At 34.5% G+C, this 18447-nt stretch carries 15 protein-coding genes; 8 read left to right on the top strand and 7 right to left on the bottom strand.

The window, feature by feature from the left end; all coding sequences use genetic code 11:
• Position 1: 1 nt before the first annotated feature.
• Genes pxpA through KFZ70_RS16010 form a run of 3 tightly spaced genes read left to right on the top strand, consistent with a single transcriptional unit; the run spans position 2 to position 2319 of the window.
• Positions 2 to 739, top strand: coding sequence for a 5-oxoprolinase subunit PxpA (gene pxpA, locus KFZ70_RS16020; protein WP_139698258.1), 738 nt, complete (start codon positions 2 to 4; stop codon positions 737 to 739).
• 4 nt (positions 740 to 743) lie between these two features.
• Positions 744 to 1475, top strand: a complete 732-nt coding sequence (gene pxpB, locus KFZ70_RS16015; protein WP_139698259.1) for a 5-oxoprolinase subunit PxpB — start codon at positions 744 to 746, stop codon at positions 1473 to 1475.
• Positions 1468 to 2319: a biotin-dependent carboxyltransferase family protein gene (locus KFZ70_RS16010; RefSeq protein WP_139698260.1), complete on the top strand. Its 852-nt coding sequence runs from the start codon at positions 1468 to 1470 to the stop codon at positions 2317 to 2319. The genes pxpB and KFZ70_RS16010 overlap by 8 nt, the downstream gene beginning before the upstream one ends.
• Before the next feature lie 71 nt (positions 2320 to 2390).
• On the opposite strand, the gene deoD is transcribed toward KFZ70_RS16010, so the two are convergent.
• From deoD to clpB, 4 genes are all read right to left on the bottom strand, one after another.
• On the bottom strand, positions 2391 to 3089 hold the full coding sequence (gene deoD, locus KFZ70_RS16005) for a purine-nucleoside phosphorylase (RefSeq protein ID WP_139698261.1): 699 nt from the start codon (positions 3087 to 3089) through the stop codon (positions 2391 to 2393).
• 8 nt (positions 3090 to 3097) lie between these two features.
• Positions 3098 to 3763, bottom strand: coding sequence for a deoxyribose-phosphate aldolase (deoC, locus tag KFZ70_RS16000; RefSeq protein ID WP_139698262.1), 666 nt, complete (start codon positions 3761 to 3763; stop codon positions 3098 to 3100).
• 152 nt (positions 3764 to 3915) lie between these two features.
• Positions 3916 to 4638, bottom strand: a complete 723-nt coding sequence (deoC, locus tag KFZ70_RS15995) for a deoxyribose-phosphate aldolase (protein WP_139698263.1) — start codon at positions 4636 to 4638, stop codon at positions 3916 to 3918.
• Positions 4639 to 4965: 327 nt separating this feature from the next.
• On the bottom strand, positions 4966 to 7572 hold the full coding sequence (gene clpB / locus KFZ70_RS15990) for an ATP-dependent chaperone ClpB (protein WP_139698264.1): 2607 nt from the start codon (positions 7570 to 7572) through the stop codon (positions 4966 to 4968).
• Between the two features lie 205 nt (positions 7573 to 7777).
• On the opposite strand from clpB, the gene ytxJ reads away from it, so the two are divergent.
• The 4 genes from ytxJ (at position 7778) to KFZ70_RS15970 (ending at position 12201) form a co-directional block, all read left to right on the top strand.
• The gene (gene ytxJ, locus KFZ70_RS15985; RefSeq protein WP_139698265.1) at positions 7778 to 8167 is read left to right on the top strand and encodes a bacillithiol system redox-active protein YtxJ; all 390 of its coding nucleotides are present in this window, start codon (positions 7778 to 7780) and stop codon (positions 8165 to 8167) included.
• Between the two features lie 94 nt (positions 8168 to 8261).
• Positions 8262 to 10049: a DUF885 family protein gene (locus KFZ70_RS15980; RefSeq protein ID WP_139698266.1), complete on the top strand. Its 1788-nt coding sequence runs from the start codon at positions 8262 to 8264 to the stop codon at positions 10047 to 10049.
• A gap of 6 nt (positions 10050 to 10055) precedes the next feature.
• Positions 10056 to 10454, top strand: a complete 399-nt coding sequence (locus KFZ70_RS15975) for a gamma-glutamylcyclotransferase (protein ID WP_139698267.1) — start codon at positions 10056 to 10058, stop codon at positions 10452 to 10454.
• 61 nt (positions 10455 to 10515) lie between these two features.
• Positions 10516 to 12201, top strand: coding sequence for a pseudouridine synthase (locus KFZ70_RS15970; protein ID WP_139698268.1), 1686 nt, complete (start codon positions 10516 to 10518; stop codon positions 12199 to 12201).
• A gap of 45 nt (positions 12202 to 12246) precedes the next feature.
• Here KFZ70_RS15970 and KFZ70_RS15965 read toward each other — a convergent pair whose 3' ends face one another.
• Both KFZ70_RS15965 and fahA read right to left on the bottom strand, forming a co-directional pair.
• The gene (locus KFZ70_RS15965) at positions 12247 to 13422 is read right to left on the bottom strand and encodes a hypothetical protein (protein ID WP_139698269.1); all 1176 of its coding nucleotides are present in this window, start codon (positions 13420 to 13422) and stop codon (positions 12247 to 12249) included.
• 123 nt (positions 13423 to 13545) lie between these two features.
• Positions 13546 to 14829, bottom strand: coding sequence for a fumarylacetoacetase (gene fahA, locus KFZ70_RS15960; RefSeq protein WP_139698270.1), 1284 nt, complete (start codon positions 14827 to 14829; stop codon positions 13546 to 13548).
• A 199-nt stretch (positions 14830 to 15028) separates the two neighbouring features.
• On the opposite strand from fahA, the gene glyA reads away from it, so the two are divergent.
• On the top strand, positions 15029 to 16300 hold the full coding sequence (glyA, locus tag KFZ70_RS15955) for a serine hydroxymethyltransferase (protein ID WP_139698271.1): 1272 nt from the start codon (positions 15029 to 15031) through the stop codon (positions 16298 to 16300).
• 115 nt (positions 16301 to 16415) lie between these two features.
• Here the strand turns inward: glyA and KFZ70_RS15950 are convergent, their stop codons facing one another.
• Positions 16416 to 17978, bottom strand: a complete 1563-nt coding sequence (locus KFZ70_RS15950; RefSeq protein WP_139698272.1) for a hypothetical protein — start codon at positions 17976 to 17978, stop codon at positions 16416 to 16418.
• Positions 17979 to 18447: the final 469 nt, after the last annotated feature.

The following is an 18447-nucleotide window of genomic DNA, read 5'->3' as shown; positions in this document are numbered from 1 at the left end:
CATGAATAAATACATTGACATTAATGTAGATGTAGGGGAAGGCTTAGGTAATGAATCTGAAATAATGCCTTTAATATCTTCTTGCAATATAGCTTGCGGAGGGCATGCTGGTGATGCTAAAACGATGAAAACAATGGTAGCTCTGGCAAAATCGAATAATGTTAAAATAGGAGCACACCCATCTTTTCCTGATAAAGAGAATTTTGGAAGAAAAATAATGAACATGCCTTGTGTGGCCTTGTATACCACTATAGAACATCAAATTAAATGCTTGTTAAAAGAGTTGGAAGATGTTCATTTACAATTACATCACGTAAAACCTCATGGAGCTTTATATAATTTGGCTACAATTGATGAAAAAACGGCTAAGGTTATTATAGAGGTAATGAAAGGACTTATGACCAGAGCTAAACTCTATGTGCCTTACAACTCTGTAATAGCTAAATTGGCTGTAGAACATAATATTCCTGTGATGTATGAAGCTTTTGCAGATAGAAACTATAATGATGATTTAACCTTAGTATCAAGAACAGTGTCTAATGCCGTAATAGAAGATGCAGATGAATTGTATGAGCATGTGTTTAGAGTTGCTACCTCAGGACGCGTAAGAACAATATCAGGACATTTAGAACGCATAGAAGCTGAAACATTTTGTGTTCATGGCGATAACCCCAATGCTGTGTACTTAATTTCCAATCTCACGAAGCGCTTAATAGAAGCAGGCTTTCAAATTTGCTAATTGAATGCACTATCATATAGTATACAAACGCTTTGGTGATCGCGCCATATTAATTGAATGGCCCAAGGAAATTAGCACGTCAATTTTGAGAGATATACTTAATTTTAAAGAAAAACTAAGCATTGATCTTCATAAAGATATTTTAGAAACACGATCTGCTTATAATAGTTTGTTAGTGGTGTATAACAAGGTTATTACATCTTTTAAAGAAACTTGTAACACATTAACCTGTATCTATAAACAAGCAGGTAGTTTGCCAAAACAGAAGTCAACCCTTTGGAAAATTCCAGTATGTTATGATTTCAGTTTTGGTTTAGATTTACGGGATATGGCTAAAGCTAAACAAATGTCTGTTTCAAATATTATTGAACATCATACCGCTGCCATTTATACGGTATATTTCTTAGGGTTTTTACCTGGCTTTATGTATTTAGGAGGATTGGATAAAGTATTAAAGATGCCCAGAAAATCCATGCCAAGAATGAAAATTGAAAAAGGAGCGGTAGCAATAGGCGGTGATCAAACGGGGGTTTATCCTATGGAAAGTCCTGGAGGATGGAATATTATAGGTAATACCCCAATTAACTTTTTTAACGTTGCTAATTCAGAACCTTGTTTTGTAAATGCGGGTGATACAATAAAATTTTATGCTGTGTCACAGGAAGAATATAATGATATAAAAGTGTTGGTTCAAGCAGGCGTGTATCAGTTAACAAGTAAGATGATAGATGATTGAAGTGTTGCATTCTGGGTTTTATACCTCCATTCAAGATTTAGGAAGAACAGGGGTTCAAAAATACGGTGTTCCATATTCAGGTGTGATGGATAAACGAGCCGCTATGTTGGCAAACGCGCTTTTAGGAAATAACATAAACGAAGCGGTTTTAGAAATAACCTTAATGGGACCAAAGCTCCAATTTAATGGAGAAACAGCTCTGGTAATTTCAGGAGGAGATATGAGTCCTAAATTAAATGGTAACCCTGTTCAAAATAATCACTTTATTTCAGTTAATCAAGGGGATATACTTTCTTTTGGACCATTGAAAACCGGTTGCAGAAGTTATTTAGCGGTTTCAGGCGGAATACATTCTGAAAACATTATGGCTAGTAAAAGCATGTATCAAGGTATTACGAAAGCCATTAGTTTAAAAAAGGGAGATGTCGTTAAGGTTTCAAAGCAAGTATTCCAAAGAAAGAAGCATTTTGCTCATTTGCGCTTTGATGACACTTATATAACTTCTGAAGTTTTAGACGTTTTTAAAGGTCCAGAATTCGATTTGCTTTCACCCGAACAACAGCAAAAACTTCAAAATGATATGTTTTCTATTTCAAACGCTAATAATAGGATGGCTTATCAACTCAATGAGCACATAAAAAATGATATAGAGCCTATTATAACGTCTTCGGTGCTTCCTGGTACGGTGCAGTTAACACCTTCAGGTAAACTTATTGTTTTGATGCGTGATTGTCAAACCACAGGAGGATACCCTCGCGTTTTGCAGTTAAAAGATTCAGCTATTGATGTATTGGCTCAAAAAAAGACAGGAGACTCTTTGTTGTTTAAGTTGATTACTCTTTAAGGTAGCTTCCGTAAATGGCAGTTTTTAAGAAACTTACATTATAATAGAGAGAATACTATACCATTTTTATATCAACCCAACTCTAAAGCGATTTCAACCATCTCTTTAAAGGTGGTTTCTCGTTCTTGACTGGTAGTGCGTTCTCCTGTAACCAAAGAATCGGAAATAGTTAAAATTGAAAGGGCATTTACATTGTGTTTAGCGGCCACAGTATACAGGCCTGCAGATTCCATTTCAACACACAGCACACCAAATTTTGACCATTTTTTATAGGAATCAAAATCATCGGCATAAAATTCATCCGATGTAAAAACGTTACCAGCTTTAACAGGGATATTCTTGCTTCTAGCCGTATCTACAGCTTTTTGAAATAAATTAAAATTAGCAGTGGGCGCATAATCTGCGCCACCAAAACGTCTGGCATTTAGTCCAGAATTGGATGATGCGGCCATAGCCAAAACAATATCTCGTATTTTTACATCTTTTTGGTAAGAGCCTGCACTTCCTACTCTAATGAGGTTTTTTACCTTATATTCGGTGATTAACTCATGCGCATAAATAGAAATAGATGGTACGCCCATACCAGTACCCATAACAGATATTCTTTGTCCTTTGTACGCTCCTGTATACCCAAACATGTTTCTAACTTTATTGAAACATGTTGCGTTGTTTAAATAGGTTTCTGCTATCCATTTTGCTCTTAGGGGGTCGCCAGGTAGTAAAATGGTTTCTGCTATGTCTCCTTTCTTTGCTTCTATATGAATACTCATAGGTTATTTTAATAGTTTGAATCTGATGTTTTTCCTGAAATAATGGCAATACCTGAAGATGTTCCAAGCCGATGAACCCCTAAATTGATATATTTTAAAGCAGTTTGTGCGTCTCTAATGCCTCCTGATGCTTTAATTTTAGTGGTACCTTCTATAGCCGACTTCATTAGGGTAATGTCTTTTTCTGAAGCGCCTCGTGTGCCAAATCCAGTAGAGGTTTTTATAAAGTCTGCACCCGCTTCAATGGCTAGCTCACTTGCTTTTATAATGTCATCATCTTCTAAATAGCATGTTTCAAGAATCACTTTTAAGGTTTTGTTAGGCATGATATCTTTTACCGATTTGATATCATTTAATACGCCTTGGTAATCTTTACTTTTAAGCCAACCCACATTTAATACCATATCAATTTCCTCGGCGCCATTTTCTATGGCATCTATGGTTTCAGAAACTTTTGAAACCGTGCTCATAGCTCCCAAAGGAAATCCTATAACGGCACAGACTTTTACTTCGCTGCGTTCTAAGTTGGCTTTTGCTAACGAAACATAGCAACTATTAACACAAACAGAGAAGAAGCCAAATTGTTTGGCTTCTTCGCATAATTGAATAATATCTTGTTTTGTAGCGGTTGCTTTAAGTAAAGTATGGTCTATAAATTTGTTGAATGGACTCATGTGTTACCCTTTTTTATATTGACAATCTAAAATTAAGAGTCGAAATATAGTATTATAGACTCCTTTTCAAAGATATTAAGTATTATTTGTTTAAACTACTTTAAAACATGGTTTAATCAAACATTATAAGGGTAAATTAGGGTAGCGGTCATTTATTGATATACCTTTTCAACCTCTAAGAGTGTGCTGTTTTCTAGGTATTGTTTATAGACTTTATTATTTCTTAATTGTCTTAAATTATTAATGGGTTTGATGATGGTTGAAATTCCAACTCTATCGGCGCCATTTTCCAGATACTTCAAGATGGTTTCAAGGTCATCAATATCGCCAGTGGCTTTAATACTGATATTATCTCGAACTGTTTTTTTTATGATTTTAACAGCGGTTAAGGTAGCACCACCTTTTGAAAATCCTGTTGATGTTTCAATGTAATCAGCCTTGGCATCTAAACAGATTTCGCAAACTTTTATGATTTCATTTTTATTAAGTTCAGAAATCTCTATAATGACTTTAAGCGGGATGTTTCCAATAGCTAATTTAACATCTGTAATGTCTTTTAAAATAGAAACGTAATTTCTACTCTTCAATAAACCAAGGTTTACGACCATGCTAATTTCATCAGCACCATAATCAATAGCTTCTTTTGCTTCAAATATTTTTGTGCTTGTTGTTGCTGCTCCTAAAGGAAATCCAACAACAGTAGAAATTTTAATGTCTGAATCCGTGATAAGCTGTTTTGCTAAAGGAACGTAGCAACTGCTCACACAAATACTATGAAAGTTATATTTTATAGCTTCTTGGGCTAGGTTTATAATGTCACGTTCGGTTGTAGTTGCATGTAATAAGGTAAGGTCAATTTGTTTTGATAGATTCATTGCTATTAATCAATAAGTTAGGGTTTATTAATTCAAAAAATGAGGAGATTAGGGATTCTCGCTCAAGGCTAAACTAAAGATAAAATGATAAAACACTTTAAAGTGTTCGTTTTTTTAGACGAACGGTAATATTAGCTTGCAGATTGTAGAATTAGTGGGAAATTCTTTTAAAATATCATGTTTTTTTATTAAATCATAAAAAAGAGGGGTTTAAAAACAAAAAAGCAATAATCTTCTTCATAATAAGAATCATATTGCTTTTTCAACTAACCAACCAACTAAAAGACTATTTGCAACAGATTTTGTTACAAATAGTCAAAGTTTTTTTTAAAATTCTTTATCCACCAGGTCATTTTGATTTCTAAATACTAGTTTGTCATCAAAAGAATCAAGTAGTATAATACTATCTGTAGTGACCTTTCCAGCTAAAATTTCTTTACTTAAAGCGTTTAAAACTTCTTTTTGAATAACTCGTTTTACGGGTCTGGCTCCATACTCTGGGTTGTAACCTTTATCAGCCAAATAGCTTACCGCTTCGGGAGTCGCATCAAACGTAATACCTTGTTGGGCAATCATTTTTGATACATGCTTTAATTGTAAACCAACAATATCAATAATGTTTTCTTTGCTTAAAGGTGTAAACATTATGGTATCATCAATTCTATTTAAAAACTCAGGTCTTACCGATTGTTTCAACAATGCTAAAACATCAACTTTAGCGGCTTCAATAGCAGATTCTATATGTTTTGTGGCTTCAAATCGTTCCTGAATAATAGTACTTCCCATATTTGAAGTCATAATGATAATGGTATTTTTAAAATCTGCAATGCGGCCCTTGTTGTCTGTTAAACGCCCTTCGTCAAGCACTTGCAACAAAATATTGAAGGTGTCTGGGTGCGCTTTTTCAATTTCATCTAACAATACTACAGAGTACGGTTTTCTCCTTACAGCTTCTGTTAATTGTCCGCCTTCATCATACCCTACATATCCCGGAGGTGCACCAACCAATCGGCTTACGGCATGACGTTCTTGATATTCACTCATATCAATTCTAGTCATGGCATTTTCATCGTCAAACAAGTATTCGGCAAGCGCTTTAGCAAGTTCCGTTTTACCTACGCCCGTTGTTCCTAAAAACAAGAAGGTTCCTATGGGTTTGTTAGGATTTTGCAAACCAGCTCTGCTGCGTCTTACAGCATCACTTACAGCTTCAATGGCTTCTTCTTGACCAACCACACGCTTGTGCAATTCTTCTTCAAGTTTTAAGAGTTTTTCACGTTCACTTTGTAGCATTTTTGTAACAGGAATACCCGTCCACTTTGCTACAACTTCGGCAATATCATCATAGGTTACTTCTTCTTTAATTAAAGAATTTTCAGATTGTGCTTGAAGTTTCTTTTGCAATACTTCAAGTTCTTCTTGCGCTTCTTTTATTTTTCCGTAACGTAACTCGGCCACTTTACCATAGTTGCCTTCGCGTTCTGCTTTTTCTGCGTCAAGCTTATAGTTTTCTATATTCTGCTTTATATTTTGAATGTTATCAACAACGTCTTTTTCAGATTTCCATTTGGCATAAATAGCATTACGTTGCTCTTTTAAATTAGCCAAATCTGAACGAAGGGATTTAAGTTTTACTTCATCTTTTTCACGTTTAATAGCTTCAATTTCAATTTCTAACTGCATGATTTTTCTATCTAAAACATCTAATTCTTCAGGTTTAGAATTGATTTCCATACGCATTTTTGAGGCAGCCTCATCCATTAAATCGATAGCCTTATCGGGTAAAAACCTGTTGGTAATATAGCGTTGAGATAATTCAACAGCTCCGATAATAGCGTCATCCTTTATTCTAACTTTATGATGCGTTTCGTATTTTTCTTTAATACCTCTTAAAATGGAGATAGCGCTTTCGGTGTCGGGCTCATCCACAATAACCTTTTGAAAACGACGCTCTAAAGCTTTGTCTTTTTCAAAGTATTTTTGATATTCATCAAGCGTGGTTGCTCCAATAGCACGTAATTCGCCACGGGCTAGGGCAGGTTTTAAGATGTTCGCGGCATCCATAGCACCTTGACCACCTCCTGCACCAACAAGTGTATGTATTTCATCAATGAATAGCACAATATCTCCGTTGCTTGTGGTCACTTCTTTGATTACTGCTTTTAAACGTTCTTCAAATTCCCCTTTGTATTTAGCGCCAGCAATCAATGCCCCCATATCTAGAGCAAAAATTTGCTTATCTTTTAAATTTTCAGGAATATCGCCATCAATAATTCTGTGTGCTAAGCCTTCGGCAATGGCTGTTTTACCTGTGCCAGGTTCGCCAACAAGAATGGGGTTGTTTTTTGTTCGACGAGATAAAATTTGAAGGATTCTTCTAATTTCTTCATCGCGTCCAATAACAGGATCTAATTTGCCGTCCTTTGCCAGTTGATTTAAGTTTTTAGCATACTTATTTAATGAATTGTATGTTTCTTCCTGACTTTGAGAGGTTACATTTTCTCCTTTACGAAGTTCTTCAATAGCGGCGTTTAATCCTTTTTCAGTAACACCTTGGTCTTTTAACATTTGGGAAATCTTGCTATTCGATTTAAAAATGGCAAGAATTAAATGTTCAATTGACACAAAGTCGTCATTCATTTTTTTCGCCATATTAGCAGCATCATTTAAGGTTTTGCCTGATTCTCTTGATAGCATAATATCGCCACCAGAAACTTTAGAGAAACTTTCAAGTTGTTTTTCTAAAGCCTGTTTCAAAATAGAAACATTAACATTTAATTTTTTTAAAAGGAAGGGTAAAACGTTTTCGTCAACCTCAAAAATACCTTTAAAAATATGTTCGTTTTCTATTTGTTGATGACCATATTCTTGCGCAATTTGTTGCGCCTGTTGTATGGCCTCCTGTGATTTTATTGTATAATTATTTAAGTTCATTTCTTTCTTTTTTTTCTCTTGTTATAGAGTTGATTATTTTACTTTTACACCCACTTAAGGTCAATAATCCTACCAATAAGAAATGTAAGACAAAATGTCTTTTTAGAATAGAATTTTTGTGACTTTTTGTCGGTTTGTAAGTAATGAGAATGGTTTCGACTGAAATTATTGTGTTTTAAAAAATTGTAAAAGAAAGATATATTGAATGAATTTACTTAATAAAATATTTGGAAAAACGACCGAACCCAGAAAAGAAAAGGAATTGCCTTGGGTTCCGTTAACTCATTTAAGTCAACTAGAGGATATCAAAGAGCGTTCTAAACATAAAACTCAGTTGCTTTTTAAGCATTCTACACGTTGCGGAATTAGTAGCATGGTTATGAATCAATTTGTTAAGGCTTATGATAATGTATATGATTTCGATTTATATTATTTAGATCTCTTAAATTATAGAGAGATTTCAAATGAGGTAGCAAATACATTTCAAGTGATACATGAGTCGCCGCAACTATTAGTTATTGCCAACGGACGTGTTGTGGCATATGAGTCGCACGGTGCTATAAACGAAATTAATTTAGAACAATTCGTTTTCTAATAACGGGTTGATTACCTGTAAAAAAATATATTCTTTCGTTAAAGTAGTTTCATATTTGTATTTTTAAGGTATTATTAATTACAAATATGTTATAATGGTACGAAACTTACTTTTGATTGCTTGCGTTTTTCTTAGTGTTGCATGTAAAAATGAACAAGAGAATACACCCGAAGAATCTCCAGCACCAGAACAACTAGCTCAGCTTTTAAAAGATTACTACAACGAAGGCTTAGCTTTTGATGTGAAGAAGGCTACTGATGCTGGTATAGCTACCTATAATGACCAGTTTCCAAATACCTTATCAGAGGCTTTTAAAATGGAAAAGCAATCTTATTATGAAAAGTATAAATCAGCTTTAAAAGACATTGATGCTACACAACTATCTGATGTAGAGCAAATGAGTAAAGATGTTTTGACTTGGGACATCACAATTAATTTAGAGGGTATGACTTTTAAAAAGGATTTAATGCCTATAGATCAAATGTGGTCAATGAATTTAGATGTTAACGGTTATGCCAGCGCAAAAAATGCGCAACCTTTTCATACTGTTAAGGATTATGAAAATTGGCTTAAACGCGTAGATGACTATTTAATATGGCTTGAGGCTGCTAAAAAAAATATGCGCGAGGGTATGAAAACGGGTTATGTTTTACCAAAACCGTTAATAGTAAAAGTAATTCCGCAATTTGAGGGTTTAGCAACAAGTCATGTAAACGAACATTTGTATTATGCACCTGTTCTTAATTTTCCAGAATCTTTCAGTGAAAGCGATAAAGAGAAGCTTGTTGAGGCCTATACAAATATGGTCAATCATAAAGTTAAACCAGTTCATGAGGATATGGTAAAATTTCTAAAAGATGAATATTTACCAGCTGGAAGAGAAACTCATGGTATTGCCGATACGCCACTAGGGAAAGCCTATTATACACACCAAATAAAGCGGTATACTACAACCAATATGACGGCTGATGCTATTCATGAATTGGGTTTGCAGGAAGTTGCTCGCATTCGTACAGAAATGAGCAAGGTTATGACTAAGGTGGGTTTTAAAGGAGATCTTTTTGCCTTTTTTGAGCACATCAGAACAAATAAAGCCTTTATGCCTTTTACAGAACGGTCACAGGTTATTGCATTTTATGATAGTATTTATGCGGTGATGAAACCTCAAATAGATCAACTTTTTTCAAAGCAACCTAAAACACCGTTTGAGGTAAGAAGAACGGAACCATTCAGAGAAAAATCGGTCGCAGCCAATTACAGTCCAGGGTCGCTTGATGGAACAAGACCAGGTATTTTCTATACGCCTATACCAGACGTAGAACAATATAATATTTTTGATAAGGAGGATTTGTTTTTACATGAGGCTATACCCGGGCATCATTTTCAAATATCTTTAGCACAGGAAAATGAAGAACTTCCAGAGTTTAGAAAAACTTTGTGGTATAGCGCTTATGGTGAAGGGTGGGCACTTTATACCGAATCTTTGGGTAAAGAGCTAGGACTTTATAAAGATCCATATCAATATTTTGGTATGTTAAGCTCTGAAATGCATCGTGCTATTCGTTTGGTGGTTGATACGGGCATACATGCTAAGGGGTGGACAAGGGAACAGGCTATTCAATTTTCTTTAGAGAATGAGGCCGAAGCAAAGAACGATATCATTAGTGAAATTGAACGTTATATGGCCAATCCAGGACAAGCACTCTCTTATAAAATTGGGCAATTAAAGCTGATAGAGTTACGCCAACGTGGAGAAGAAAAACTTGGTGAAGCATTTGATATTAGAGCGTTTCATAATGAGGTGTTAGAAACAGGTTGTATACCGTTACAGTTGCTAGAGGAAAAGATTAATCGTTGGATTGATGCCCAATTGCAACCGTAAGGCATTATGAATTGTTTGGGTCATGATTTCTTATTTGTATATGGTACACTATTAAAACAAGCAGATAATGAGATGTCACGTTTTTTGGCATCTCACTCTCATTGTATAGGTGATGGGTATTTTCAAGGCAAGTTATTTCAAGTGGCGCACTATCCTGGAGCTATTTTAAGTGATGCCCCAGCAGATAAGGTATATGGTAGTGTGTATCAATTATATCACGCTAGTACTGTATTTAACGTTTTAGATGATTATGAAGGTATTAATGAGCAGTCTGATGTTCCAGATTTATACAAACGCATTCTTGTTGAGGCTTGGTTATTTGATAAAAGGAAACTGAAGGCATGGGTATATATCTACAATAGACCAACCAAAGGTTTGCCTGTAATTTCTAGCGGAAAATATTGACATCACTTTAGTAAATATTTTTAAAGTTGTTTCTTTGCCTTATCCTAAAACTGAAACCTAAATGCCTTTGTTTTCTGCTTCTTATTTTCATGAGTTCCGTGTTACAGAATTACCAGAATTGCCTGAAAAGTTTACGTTTCCATTTTACTATGAGCCACACCCTTTATGTATTATGGCCGCTCAAGATGTACAGCAATATTTAGAAACACAAACTGATTTTGTACATAATTTTGGCTTAAATAGTACTTTAAAGGGAAATCCTATAGGTAAAATGTTTGGGGTCATGGTAGTGAAAAATGAAGCAAATAAGTTGGGTTACCTAGCGGCTTTTTCGGGTAAATTGGCAGAAAGCAATGATATAAAAGGATTTGTTCCTACAATTTATAATACGCTAAATCAAGCAGGGTTTTATAAAAAAGGAGAAGCTACATTAAATCGGTTTAATGCTGAAATAAAGACTATGGAAGCTTCAAAGGAATTTGCATTAGCTCAAAAGAATATTAAAGATGCTGAAGTGCGATACCAAACAGAATTACTTGAGCTGAAGCAAAATATTAAGTCTGAAAAAAAACATCGAGATCAAGAAAGGGCAGTAGCAAAACAGGTAATGTTAGATACCGAATATGCTGCTTTCAATGAATTGTTGAGTGAAGCCAGTAAAAAGCTTCAGATTGAGTTAAAACAATTTAAACGCCATTGGAAATATAAACAGGAGACTCTTGAAAAAGAATTAAGCGTTATGAAACTTCCAATAGATGCATTAAAGCAAAAAAGGGCGGCATTATCAGCTACGCTTCAATCTCAATTACACCAGCAGTATAGATTTTTAAATGCGAATGGAGAAGAATGTAGTTTGCTTGATATTTTTAGGGATACAGTAACACCCATTCCTCCAGCAGGTTCGGGTGAATGTGCAGCACCTAAACTGTTTCAATATGCATATCAGAATCATTTAGAGCCTTTAGCTATGGCTGAGTTTTGGTGGGGGGTGTCCCCAAAATCAGAAGTTAGAAAACACAAGCAATTTTATCCGTCATGTAGAAGTAAATGCGAACCTATTTTAGGGCATATGATGAAAGGGTTACAGGTAGACAATAATCCTATTTTACAAATACCTCATTACAATGAAGATTTGGATATTGTGTTTGAAGATGATTATTTATTACTGGTAAACAAGCCTCATGAATTTCTTTCGGTTCCAGGTAAGCGCATACAAGAGTCTGTTTACACTAAGATGAAGCAGTATTTGCCACATGCAACGGGCCCTTTGTTAGTACATCGGTTAGATATGTCTACATCTGGTCTTTTGTTAGTTGCTAAAAACATGCGTGTACATAAGCAGCTGCAAAAACAATTTATTGAACGTACGGTAAAGAAGCGTTATATAGCCCTTTTAGATGGTGTTATAGAGCAAAAAGAAGGTGTTATAGATTTGCCTTTGCGGGTTGATTTGGATAATAGACCACAGCAATTAGTTTGTTATAAACATGGAAAACTAGCTAAAACCAAATTTGAAGTGATTACGGTTGAAGATGGGAAAACAAGGGTTTATTTTTATCCCATTACAGGGCGAACACATCAGCTCAGGGTACATGCGGCTCATCAAAACGGATTAAAAACGCCTATACTAGGCGATGATTTGTATGGAACAAAATTGGATAGGTTACATCTCCATGCGGAACGTATAACATTTAAGCATCCCATTTTGAAGGAAGAACTTACTGTCCATTGCTCGGCTCCTTTTTAATATAGCATAAAAAGCCTTTAACGGTTAGTTAAAGGCTTTAATACGTTAAATCCTATAGGAATTAATAATTTGTTTAAGTTTAAGCTTTAAGTCTTCTCCTGTGTCATAAACCATTTGTTCGTTATTAGGAAAAGGTACTCTGCGATGTTCTAAATAGCCAATATCATCAGGGAGTAAAGCGCGCCTATCTCCTTTAGAAGTCGCAAAAATGTATTCGAATACAAATTCACTATTTACAGGGAATTTATCTAATATTTGATTTGTTTTTAAGTCTTTATAAACAACATCACCAATAACTTGAGAGGTTTTTGTTTGAATCGTTTCAAAATAACGACATGTAACTTTTACTATTTTATCAACTTTAATGTCGTTTCCAAGGCTGTCTTTTGCTACGTTACCTTTTTCATCATAGGCGTACTGCCAACCGTCTTTAACCTCTTTTTCTCTAACAAATTCACGCTCCGTGATGCGCTCAGGAGAAACGTTGATTTGTTTTAGGTTAAGCTGTAGCGTGTAATCATAATTAAGATCTTTTATTTTGTTTACATGATAAACACTCCAAAACTTATTAATACCGTAAGTGTCCATGCTTAGTAAGTCGGCTTCAAGTTTTTCAGGAATCATTTGTTCGGTTTCATTATTTATAGAAACCAAGATATAATCTGTTCCACGTTCATGGGCTTCGTTTAAAAGATTAGGCGTATCTTTATAATTTGGGTTAATGTTTTCAATATATTCTAAAGTGTTATATGCTTCTCTAATAGATTGTTTGTCTTTTGCGTTTAATAAGGCTAGCCCCTTTTGATAATAGTAGCTAGATACTTTGTTCTTGGCATCAAGAATAGCATCACTATAATTATTGAATTCGAAAACTACTGGTTGGTCATCTATATATAGAGGTATAAGAGGTTTTATAGACTCCTGTCTGCCATCTAATCCTGTATAAAGCTCATAAATATTTCTATAGGCTTCTGGGTTATTATCCTTTTTTAAATGAGCAATAGAACCTAAATCGCGTTCAACCACTTTGTAGTAAGCATCTTGAAGCATGATAACATAATCCTGATTACGCTTTTTATCCTTATTGGTTCTCAGTTTTTTTAAGGCGGTTTGAATAGCGTGGTCATAGTTGCCTGTATTTACGGCACGTTCTACTTGTTTACGCGTACTGCACGCATAAGCAATCATCACAGTAAATAAAAGAAGTATTAGTTTTTTCATAGGTCAAGTATTTTGGTTATGGGCTTACCTTGTCAATAGTGGTGCCAAAATACGAAACAATCGGATGAAAAACTAATAAATCCGATAAAACGTAAAAAATATTTCAAAAAAGAAAGAATTAAGCTACTTTTTGCTAAATACAGGAAGTAATTTTGTAGAGACTTCTCCAAATCCAATTCTTGTACCATCTTTTTCACAATGACCACGCATAATCACGGTATCATAATCATTTATGAATTTACGCTCTGTTCCATCAGTCATTTTAATAGGTTTTTCACCTTTCCAAGTTAGTTCTAACATGGAGCCATAGCTGGCTTCTGTTGGGCCAGAAATAGTACCACTACCCATCATGTCACCAGAGTTAACAGGACATCCATTTACTGTATGATGAGCCAATTGTTGTACCATATTCCAATACATGTATTTAAAGTTAGATTTACTCACTATAGTTTCTTTGGCTCCTTTAGGTTGAATAGCTACTTCTAATTGAATATCATAACTTTTTTTTCCTTTATATTTTAAGTAATCAAGTTGAGGTTTAATGGGTTTAGGACTTTCAACACGGAAAGGTTCTAAAGCATCAAGCGTTACAATCCACGGCGAAATAGAAGAGGCAAAGTTTTTAGCTAAGAACGGACCAAGAGGTGCATATTCCCATTTTTGAATATCACGCGCACTCCAATCATTTAAAAGCACGAGTCCGAAAATATATTCTTCAGCTTCATGAATAGGAATTGGTTCTCCTAAATCATTGGCGTCGGTTGTAATGAAAGCCATTTCAAGTTCAAAGTCAACTAATTTACTTGGACCAAAAACAGGTTCGCTAGAGCCATGTGGTAAGGTTTGTCCCTGCGGTCTGTGTATTGGAATTCCAGATGGAATAACTGAAGAACTTCTGCTATGATAAGCAACGGGTATATGTAGCCAATTAGGCAATAAAGCATTGTCTGGATCTCTAAACATAGAGCCCACATTGGTGGCGTGTTCCTTACTCGAGTAAAAATCTGTGTAATCACCAATTTGAACTGGTAATTGCATTTCAATTTCATCTAGCCTAAAAAGAATGGTTTTCTTGTGTTTTGTATTATTTTTTAAAGTATCATTTTCAGCATCAAAAATTTCAGCGATACGATTTCTCACTGCGCGCCAAGTTTTTCTTCCATCGGCTATAAAATCATTTAAAGTATCTTGAAGAAAAATATCATCAGTTAGAGGAATCCCTTTAAAATATCCAAGCTGGTGTAATGCTCCAAGGTCAATTGCGGTATCGCCAATACGAGTACCAATAGTGATAATATCATCACGTGTTAAGAAAACGCCAAAAGGGATATTTTGAATTGGAAAATCTGAATTTTTATCTACATGTAACCAAGAGGTTCTATCTGGATTGTTAGCTGATAATGGCATAACTTTAATTTTAAAGGTTATTGTATTCGTATCAAACCTACACATTTTTTTTATTTTAAATGAAAAAAACAAACAAAATCTAAATTAAATCTAACCGTTGATAAAACCGTTAAAAACTTAACTCTTATTCTATAGATTTTGGTGTATTTAACTGAGGTATTTATTATTTTTGCCGAATATTTAATCAGAATTTTATTTTATGCAACGCGACGAACAAATTTTTGAACTCATTCAAGCAGAAAAAGAACGCCAACTTCATGGTATAGAACTTATTGCTTCAGAGAATTTTGTAAGCCCTCAAGTGATGGAAGCTGCTGGCTCTGTGTTAACAAATAAATACGCCGAAGGGTATCCAGGAAAGCGTTATTATGGAGGATGTGAAGTGGTTGATGAAGTTGAGCAAATAGCTATAGATAGAGCAAAAACCTTGTTTGGAGCTGAATATGTAAATGTGCAACCTCATTCTGGAAGTCAAGCTAATACAGCTGTTTATCACGCTTGCTTAAAACCAGGAGATAAAATTTTAGGTTTTGACTTGTCACATGGAGGGCATTTAACTCACGGTTCTCCTGTAAATTTTTCAGGAAAACTTTATAACCCTGTGTTTTATGGTGTAGAGCAGGAGACAGGGGTTTTAAATTATGATAAAATACAAGAAATTGCCACAAAAGAGCAACCTAAATTGATTATTGCGGGTGCTTCAGCGTATTCGCGCGATATTGACTTTAAACGTTTTAGAGAAATAGCCGATAGTGTAGGTGCTATTTTATTAGCTGATATATCACATCCTGCGGGTTTAATCGCTAAAGGAATTTTAAATGATCCACTACCACATTGCCATGTAGTAACTACTACAACGCATAAAACATTGAGAGGACCAAGAGGTGGTATGATTATGATGGGTAAAGATTTTGATAACCCGTTTGGTATTCAATTGAAAAATGGAAGCTTACGTAAAATGTCTTCTTTATTAGATTCTGCAGTGTTTCCAGGAAATCAAGGTGGACCATTAGAGCATATCATAGCAGCAAAGGCTATTGCTTTTGGAGAAGCGCTAACAGATGAGTTTTTACATTATCAATTACAAGTAAAAAAGAATGCATCTGCTATGGCTGATGCTTTGGTAGCTAAAGGTTATAATATTATTTCAGGAGGTACAGACAATCATTGCATGTTAATTGATTTACGTAATAAAAACCTGTCTGGAAAAGATGCTGAGCAGGCTTTAGTTAAAGCAGATATTACGGTGAATAAAAATATGGTGCCATTTGATGATAAATCGCCATTTGTAACATCAGGTATTCGTTTAGGAGCAGCAGCTGTTACTACCAGAGGATTGAAAGAAGCAGATATGATTACTATAGTTGATTTAATAGATGAGGTGGTAGCCAATTTTGAAGATGAGGCAAAACTTGACGCGGTAAAAGATAAAGTGAATGCCATGATGAAGGATAAACCTTTGTTTGTGTAAGCACGAACTATACTTTAATCTATCTAGGGGTTCAATAAAATAAAATCCTGCATCGTTTTGTGCAGGATTTTTTAGTTTGTCTTGTTTGAATTTTAAGATTAAGTGTATTACTTTTTTACTCTTCAGGAAATGTTGTATGTTGGTAGGCCCCAATATCTGGAGCGCTTGTTCTGTTAATGTTCAAAAGATCTAGAGGTATTTGACTAGCAAACTCTATATTGCCTTTATTGATGCCTTCAGACTCATTACCTATAAGCATATTGTTTTGCTCTGTGTTTTTAAAATCTGGATTTTGATTTAAAATCACATTTTCATAAAGCAACACATTATTGAAGTCATAGTTGGGACTATCAAATTCTCCGCTATGATCATTAAAACGCATTAAGCAATTGGTAAATTTAAAGTTGAAATTTACGGTTTCGTCTTCAAGTTCATCAAGTAATATTTCAATATTATCATTGCCATAAATAAGACAATTATTAAAGTTGGCCTCGGTTAAGTCTGTTACAATAGCATTGTTATCTTCGTCTAAAACAAAATTGTTAAGCAATAGGGCAGGAAATTGTCTAAAGCCATTATTCCAGTAATTAGTAATAGTACAATGTGTCAAGTTGTACTTGCCGCCAAATGTTCCAGCAAATGAAGATAAACCTGAATTATTTATTACCATATTTTCAGCTTTAATAGAGGTGTTTCTTCCTAAAACACCAAAACTACTTGCGTTATAAATTTGGGTATTACTTAAATTGAGTTTATTATTAGGAGTGTCAAGATTACCATCAGATAGAACACCAATCGTGGCATTTTTTATTGTAGCATAGCTAATACGGTTGTTTATACTACCTTCAAATAGCCAAATAGTGCCCCATTGCCCTGGCACATCAGAAAACTCAGGTTCTAAACGATCTCCTTCAAGAATCACCTCATTTTCCAGTATTTGTTGATCTGTACTATAGGTACCGTTTATGTGTAAAGACGCATTGTTTAAAACAATTAGTCCGGAGTTGTCGTGAAAATGTAATCTCGCACCAGCTTCAATAGTTAATGTTTTATTCTCTGGAACAGCCGCGAAACCATATATTACATAGGGTTTTTCATTAGTAAAAGTAAGCTCTTCAGGAAGCAATTCTCGTCCTTGTAAATCTGTTTCAACCAGTTCGCCATCAATGTTTATTTTTAAAGTTTCAATAACTTTAGTAGTTTCATCTCTATCAGGGTAAATAAACACAGCATCTTTAACCAAAGTAACCAATTCTACCTTTTGTAAATTTGTTCCAGTATTAAATTCAATTTGATCTGTGTATAAATAGGCAGCATCTGGATTAGGAAAATTATTGATATTAATGGTCGACTCTACAAAAATAAATAGACTGTCATTTGCAAGAATTTCTACATTTTCAAAGTTTTTTCCTGTTAGGCCATCCACATTTAACCTATAATAGGAAGTTTCTCCTAAAGCTAATTTAACTATAGGAATAGAAATGTCATTATTACTTTTATTATATACTTTTAAATTATATGTACTAGAACCAATATTAGTGAATACTGTGTCTAAATAGACCGTGTCTTTGGAGAACTGAAGATTTCCAGTGGCAGGTGTAAATTCAAAATCTTTTCTGCATGAACTCCAAAGTGTTATGAATCCAAGAAAAATGAAAAAATAAAAGTAGCGTTTCATAAAGGGGTAATACTAATTTAGTCAGCAATTATTGGCTAAAATAATGGTTTTGAGACTATGTTTATGGTGTTAAGAGGTATTTAATTGAAATTCTGATTTAATTTTTGACCTAAAGTCTTAATAAAAGTGTAAATAATATATCGCAGCATCAGTTATTGTAATGCCATGAATTATGGTTTATTGGTTAAAATTATAAAGAAACATTCTACTTGGTTAAAGAAATTTAATGTGTTTTTTGTTGTTTAGTTAGCTTTGACTTTCAAAGGTGGTTTAATCACAAAAAGCCCATCTTTCAAGACGAACTTTTTGAATATTTTTTTGATTTTAATATTACCTAGCTTGCACTTCATATGGAGATATAACCGTTTCTGAATTGATAACTGGGAGGTAATTCAGAAGAGATATTATTTTTGAAACCTCAATCTTTTAAGCTTAACCTCCCAGTCTCCATGAAATCACATCAAATTAA

It is taken from the genome of Allotamlana fucoidanivorans, assembly GCF_045788535.1.
Classification (GTDB): domain Bacteria; phylum Bacteroidota; class Bacteroidia; order Flavobacteriales; family Flavobacteriaceae; genus Allotamlana; species Allotamlana fucoidanivorans.
Note: the sequence above shows the minus strand (reverse complement) of the source record. Positions and strands in the feature narration are given on the sequence as shown.